Source organism: Mesorhizobium sp. M7A.F.Ca.CA.002.04.1.1, assembly GCF_004022805.1.
In the GTDB taxonomy this organism is placed as follows: Bacteria; Pseudomonadota; Alphaproteobacteria; order Rhizobiales; family Rhizobiaceae; genus Mesorhizobium; species Mesorhizobium ciceri.
In genome coordinates this window covers 1-5,951 of record NZ_RZPL01000332.1, presented here as the reverse complement: position 1 = coordinate 5,951, position 5,951 = coordinate 1, and the positions used below count along the sequence as shown (strand labels likewise).

The window sequence follows — 5,951 nt, the reverse complement described above, 5'->3', positions numbered from 1 at the left end:
GCGCCGACACCGTGATCGGCGAAGCCTGGCGGGTCGGCCTGCTGACCGGCTACAACCACGCCAGTTTCGACGTCGACGATCATGCCTCTTCCGGCTCCAGCGACACCTATCACATCAGCCTTTATGGCGGTAGACAGTGGGACGGCCTCGGCCTGCGCGGCGGCGTCGCCTACAGCTGGAACCGGATCGACACCAGCCGCAACGTCGTCGTTCCAGGCTTCGTCGATGCGCTGACGGCGAAATACGATGCCGGCACCGCGCAGGTCTTCGGTGAGGCCGGCTATCGCCTCGAGACGCGCATGGCTGCCTTCGAGCCCTTCGCCAGTCTCGCCTATGTCAACCTCCACACCGACAGCTTCACGGAAAAGGGGCGCGCCGCCGCACTCACATCCGCTGCCTCGACCACCGAGACCACCTTCACCACGCTCGGCTTGCGGGCCTCGGCCGGCTTCGACCTCGGCGGAATGCAAGCAACCGCGCAGGGTACGCTCGGCTGGCGTCATGCCTTCGGCGACACCACGCCGACCGCAGACATGGCCTTCGCCGGTGGCGACCTCTTCACCATTGCCGGCGTGCCGATCGCTAGGGATACAGCCATCGTCGGGGCCGGGCTCGATTTCCGGATCGCCGACAGCACCACGCTGGGGATCAGCTACTCCGGTCAGTTCGGGAAGAAGGCGGCCGACCAGGGCGTCCGCGCCACGATGCAAGTGCGCTTCTGATTTTTCGGCTTGCCTCAGCCTTCGGCGGGAACCGCTTTCGGCTTGCCCTCGCCATCCAGCGCCACCATGACGAAATCCGCATGGGTGACCTTCTCCATCAGGTCGGAGAGGTAGCGCTGCGCCCAGGCCTCGACCTTGAGCGTCATCGAGGTGCGGCCGACGCGCTCGACATGGGTGTAGATGCACAGCGTGTCGCCGATCTTCATCGGCTTGGCGAACGACATCTCTTTCACCGCCGCCGTCACCACGCGGCCCTTGGCGCGCTCGGCGGCGCGGATGCCGCAGGCCAGGTCCATCTGCGCCATCACCCAGCCGCCGAAAATGTCGCCGGCCGCATTGGCGTCCGAAGGCATGGCCAGGGTGCGCAGCGTCAGATCGCCAAGCGGCCGTCCTTCAGCGTAGTGCACCATGCGAGAAATCCTTCGAGACTGGCTGCCCTCGATCCCGTATCGTCACGGCGCCAGAAGGTCAACGAGCCACGGCATGGCCACAGGCTCGGACTGGCAAAAGACCTGCGACAGCCGGCGCGCGGTGTCGGCAGCCTTTTTGCCGGGCAGCTTTTTCACGATAGGAATTTTTTCTTGACTGGGTGCCCTCAGCTATGGTACATTTTTGCCTATGGTGCTGATTTGCGCCAGTGACCCGCCGCACAGGCGGGTTTTTCGTTTGCTCCGTCAGCCAACACACCGGCGAAGGTTTCCGAGGACCGGTTAACCCGAGTTCGTAGACCCTGGGCATGGCCATGGGACGGCAGTTCGCATCACCCGGCGAAGATCGATCAGAAATAGCGCCTGAGGTTCGTGCGAATGCGATCGAGCACGCTGTTCCCGGAAAGGTCCGGAGAGAACTCCTTGCCGGTGATCGCCTCATAGGCCTGCGCATAGACATGCGAGGCCTGTTCGACGATCTCGGCCGGTATCTCAGGTATCGGGTCGCTGTAGGGGTTGCAGCGCGCCGAGACCCACGACCGGACGAAATCCTTGTCAAAACTCTCCGGCCGGCTGCCGTCGGCGAGCGCCTGTTCGTAGCTCGATGCGATCCAGTACCGGCTGCTGTCCGGGGTGTGGATTTCATCGGCAAGAATGATGGTCCCGTTCCTGTCGGTGCCGAATTCGTACTTCGTGTCCGCCAGGATCAGGCCGCGCTCGGTGGCGCGCTGCTGGCCACGGGCGAACAGCCGCAAAGCGTAGCCGGACACGGTGTCCCACTGCGCCTGCGTGAGAAGACCCTGTTCGAGGATCTCGGCTTTCGACAGCGGCTCGTCATGGCCGCCATGCGCGGCCTTGCTGGTCGGCGTGATGATCGGCTCGGCCAGCTTTTCATTGTCGCGCAGGCCGTCCGGCAGGCGGATACCGTACATGTCGCGGTCGCCGCGCTTGTAGCGCGTCAGGATCGAGGTGCTGGTGGTTCCCGCCAGATAGCCGCGCACGACGATCTCGACCGGCAGGATGTCGAGCCTCGTGCCGACGACGACGTTCGGGTCGGGGTATTCGAGAACATGGTTCGGACAGATATCGGCGGTTTCCTCGAACCAGTAGCGCGCCGTCTGGGTCAGTATCTCTCCCTTGTAGGGGATCGAGGTCAGGATGATGTCGAAGGCACTGAGCCGGTCGGTGACGATGATGATGCGCCGGCCATCCGCCAGATCGTAGTTTTCGCGGACCTTGCCGCTGTAGTGGCCCGGCAGTTCGGGAATGAACGCGTCAGGGAGGGTCCGCATATGATTTCCTGCCTTCCGCAGAGTGGCCAGAGCATAACTCCGAAAAGTTATGCGCCAAGATAGTGCCACCGCATAGGCTGTCGGGACGATAGATATCAAGCGCGATTGTCGGGAATCCCCGCAAACCTGATCGGTTCGACGGTCGCTTTTTTCACAACTGATGCCGGATGGCGCGGCGACTTCGGAATGCCGTCGCGTCTAGGCTGCAGCCAATTTTTCGGAGCCTCCCATTTCCATCATGCAGACCTATGATTTCATCATCGTCGGCTCCGGCTCGGCCGGCTCGGTCCTGGCTGAAAAACTGTCGGCCTCGGGGCGCTTCTCGGTGCTGGTGCTGGAGGCCGGCGGCAGCGACCGCCGCTTCTACGTGCAGATGCCGCTCGGCTACGGCAAGACCTTCTTCGATCCCGGCGTCAACTGGAACTACAAGGCCGAGCCGGACCCGGGGCTTGCCGGCAATGCCGACCACTGGCCGCGCGGCAAGCTGCTCGGCGGTTCGAGCTCGATCAACGCCATGGTCTGGATCAGGGGCGCGCGCGAAGATTTCGATGCCTGGGCCGCCGCCGGCAATCCCGGCTGGGGCTATGACGATCTGCTGCCCGCCTTCAAGGCGCTCGAGGACAACCAGGCCGGCGCGGACCAATGGCGCGGCGTCGGCGGCCCGCTGCATGTCACAGACTGTTCGGGCGCCGTCCACCCGCTGACCAAACGCTATCTCGTCGCCGGCCAGCAGGCCGGCTTGCCCTTCAACCCGGATTTCAACGGCGCTGCCCAGGAAGGCGTCGGCGTCTACCAGATCTCGACCCGCAACGGCCGCCGCATGTCGGCGGCGCGCGCTTTCCTGCGCCCGGCGATGAAGCGCGCCAACGTCCGCGTCGAGATGAAGGCGCTGGCGACCAGGGTGCTGTTCGAGGGCAAGCGCGCCGTCGGTGTCGAATACCAGCAGAACGGCGAGACGAAGTCGGCGCGTGCCGGTCGCGAAGTCATCCTGTCGGGCGGCTCGGTCAACTCGCCGCAATTGCTGCAGCTGTCCGGCGTCGGGCCTTCCGCGCTGCTGAAAGGCCTGGGCATCCGGATGGTCCACGCCAACGAGAATGTCGGCGCGCATCTGCAGGATCATGTCGGCATCAACTACACCTTCAAGGGCAAGCTGCCGACGCTCAACCAGACGCTGCGTCCCTGGTGGGGCAAGCTGCTGGTCGGCATGCAATATATCCTGACCCGTTCGGGCCCGCTGTCGCTGTCGATGAACAATGCCGGTGGCTTCTTCCGCACCGACCCGGCGGCGACGCGGCCCAACATGCAGCTCTATTTCCAGGCATTCTCGACCGTCATTCCCAAGAGCGGCGAGCGTCCCATCCTGACGCCCGACCCATGGCCGGGCTTTTCCATCGGCCTGTCCAACTGCCGCCCGTCGAGCCGTGGCGAGATCATGATCCGCTCGGCCAATCCGCGCGAGTACCCCAGGATAACGGCCAATGCCTACTCCACCAATGCCGATGTCGAGGAGATGCTGGCGGCGGTGAAATTCGTCCGCAAGATCGCCTCGATGCCTGCCATGGCCGAGATCATCGAGGAAGAGGTTTTGCCAGGCCCGTCAATCACTTCCGATGCAGACCTGATTCAGGATTTCAGGAAGCGCTCGGGCACTGTCTATCATCCGGTCTCGACCTGCCGCATGGGGCCCGATCCGGCGCGCGCCGTCGTCGACCCGCGTCTCAAGGTGCACGGCATCGACGGCCTGCGCGTCATCGACGCCTCCATCTTCCCCGACAACATCACCGGCAACACCAACGCCGCCTCGATCATGACCGGTTGGAAGGGCGCCGAACTGGTTCTGGAGGACCAAAAATGAAGATCACGGACGTCAAGACCTGGGTTGTCGACAATCCGCCGCCCGGCATCGGCGGCAAGTATTTCATCTTCGTCAAGTTGACCACCGATGGCGGCGTGGTCGGCTATGGCGAGGCCTACAACGCCACCTTCTCCGCCCATGTTACCGCCCGGATGGTCGAGGACATGGCCGAGCGCTATCTCGTCGGCCGCGATCCGCACGACATCGAGAACTTCTTCCGCCGCGCCTATTCGTCCGGCTTCACCCAGCGGCCCGACGTGTCAGGCATGGGCTGCTTCTCGGCGCTGGAAATGGCCTGCTGGGACATCATCGGCAAGGAGGCCGACAAGCCGGTCTACAAACTGCTCGGCGGCCAGGTGCACGAAACGCTGCGTTCCTACACCTATCTTTATCCGCACACCGGCAGCGTCCACTCCGAGGATGCGCACGGCAAGAACGTCTACAACGACCCCGATCTCGCCGCCGCCTGCGCGCTCGAATATGTCGAACAGGGGTTCAACGCCGTCAAACTGGACCCGGCCGGCCCCTACACCGCCTTCGACGGCCACCAGCCGCGTCTTGTCGATATCGACCTGTCCACCCGCATGATCAAGGCGATCCGCGAGGCGGTCGGCACCCGCGCCGACATCCTGTTTGGCACGCACGGCCAGTTCACAGCGTCCGGCGCGCTGCGCATGGCGCGCGCCATCGAGCCCTATGATCCCTTGTGGTTCGAGGAGCCGGTGCCGCCTGACATGCCCGAAGTCATGGCGCAAGTGGCCCGCGCGACCTCGATCCCGATCGCCACCGGCGAACGGCTGACCACCAAGTTCGAGTTCGCCCGCGTCATCGAGAACCGCGCCGCGACCATCCTGCAGCCGGACCTCGGCCGCTCCGGCGGCATTCTCGAAACCAAGAAGATCGCGGCGATGGCCGAGGCCTACCACATCCAGGTCGCCCCTCACTGCTATTGCGGGCCGATCGTCGGTGCGGCCAACATCCAGCTGGCGGTGACACTGCCCAACTTCCTCATCCTGGAATCGCTGAAGCAGTGGGACGGTTTCCATGCCACGCTCTTGAAGAAGAAGATCGAGTGGCAGGACGGCAACGTCGTCCCCTCGAAGGAGCCCGGCCTCGGCGTCGAGTTGAACGAAGCGGTCTGCGACGCGCACCCCTATACGGGCAAGGACCTGCATCTGCAGATGATGCAGACCCCGCTGATGCCGTGAGCAAGAGCTACGCCTTCATCGGGCTTGGCCATCTCGGCGGAAACCTTGCCGCCAGCCTGATCCGCAACGGCTTTGCCGTCACCGTCCTCGACCGCGATCCGGCCGCCGTCGAGCGCCTGGTGGCGCTCGGCGCCACTGCCGCGAGCAGCCCGGCCGAGGCCGCCGCCTGGGCCGGCAATGCCATCACGCGCCTGCCTTCGCCCAAGGTCAGCGAAGCGGTGCTGGCCGGACCCGGCGGATTGCTGGAGGGCCTACCCCAAGGCGGCACCTGGATCGAGATGTCCACCAACGGCCGCGACGAGATTCTTCGCCTTGCGGCCCTCGCCTCGGCCAGGGGCGTCGAGACGCTGGAATGCCCGGTCACCGGTGGCGTGCATCTGGCGGCGGCTGGCAAGATCACCGCGCTGGTCGGCGGCGATCCAGCGCTCTACGAACGTCATCGGCCG

The 5,951-nt window shown here is 64.7% G+C and carries 6 protein-coding genes; 4 read left to right on the top strand and 2 right to left on the bottom strand.

Annotated elements, in window-relative coordinates; translation table 11 throughout:
• On the top strand, nucleotides 1-722 hold a 722-nt coding region (locus tag ENZ75_RS18005; RefSeq protein WP_206617056.1), incomplete at its 5' end, for an autotransporter domain-containing protein.
• 14 nt (nucleotides 723-736) lie between these two features.
• Here ENZ75_RS18005 and ENZ75_RS18000 read toward each other — a convergent pair.
• Nucleotides 737-1,132 carry a hotdog domain-containing protein gene (locus ENZ75_RS18000; protein ID WP_013530049.1) on the bottom strand — a complete coding sequence of 132 codons (396 nt, stop codon included), beginning with the start codon at nucleotides 1,130-1,132 and terminating at the stop codon, nucleotides 737-739.
• A gap of 368 nt (nucleotides 1,133-1,500) precedes the next feature.
• Nucleotides 1,501-2,442, bottom strand: a complete 942-nt coding sequence (locus ENZ75_RS17995) for a phosphoribosylaminoimidazolesuccinocarboxamide synthase (protein WP_063168821.1) — start codon at nucleotides 2,440-2,442, stop codon at nucleotides 1,501-1,503.
• A gap of 238 nt (nucleotides 2,443-2,680) precedes the next feature.
• On the opposite strand from ENZ75_RS17995, the gene ENZ75_RS17990 reads away from it, so the two are divergent.
• The 3 genes from ENZ75_RS17990 to ENZ75_RS17980 all read left to right on the top strand — a co-directional run.
• Nucleotides 2,681-4,297 (top strand): GMC family oxidoreductase N-terminal domain-containing protein, encoded by a 1,617-nt coding sequence (locus ENZ75_RS17990; RefSeq protein WP_063168822.1) that lies wholly within the window; start codon nucleotides 2,681-2,683, stop codon nucleotides 4,295-4,297.
• Complete coding sequence (locus tag ENZ75_RS17985) at nucleotides 4,294-5,505, top strand: mandelate racemase/muconate lactonizing enzyme family protein (RefSeq protein ID WP_063168823.1); 1,212 nt, start codon at nucleotides 4,294-4,296, stop codon at nucleotides 5,503-5,505. The genes ENZ75_RS17990 and ENZ75_RS17985 overlap by 4 nt, the downstream gene beginning before the upstream one ends.
• A partial coding sequence (locus ENZ75_RS17980) for an NAD(P)-binding domain-containing protein (RefSeq protein WP_164887858.1) occupies nucleotides 5,502-5,951 on the top strand: 450 nt, incomplete at its 3' end. The genes ENZ75_RS17985 and ENZ75_RS17980, both read left to right, overlap by 4 nt.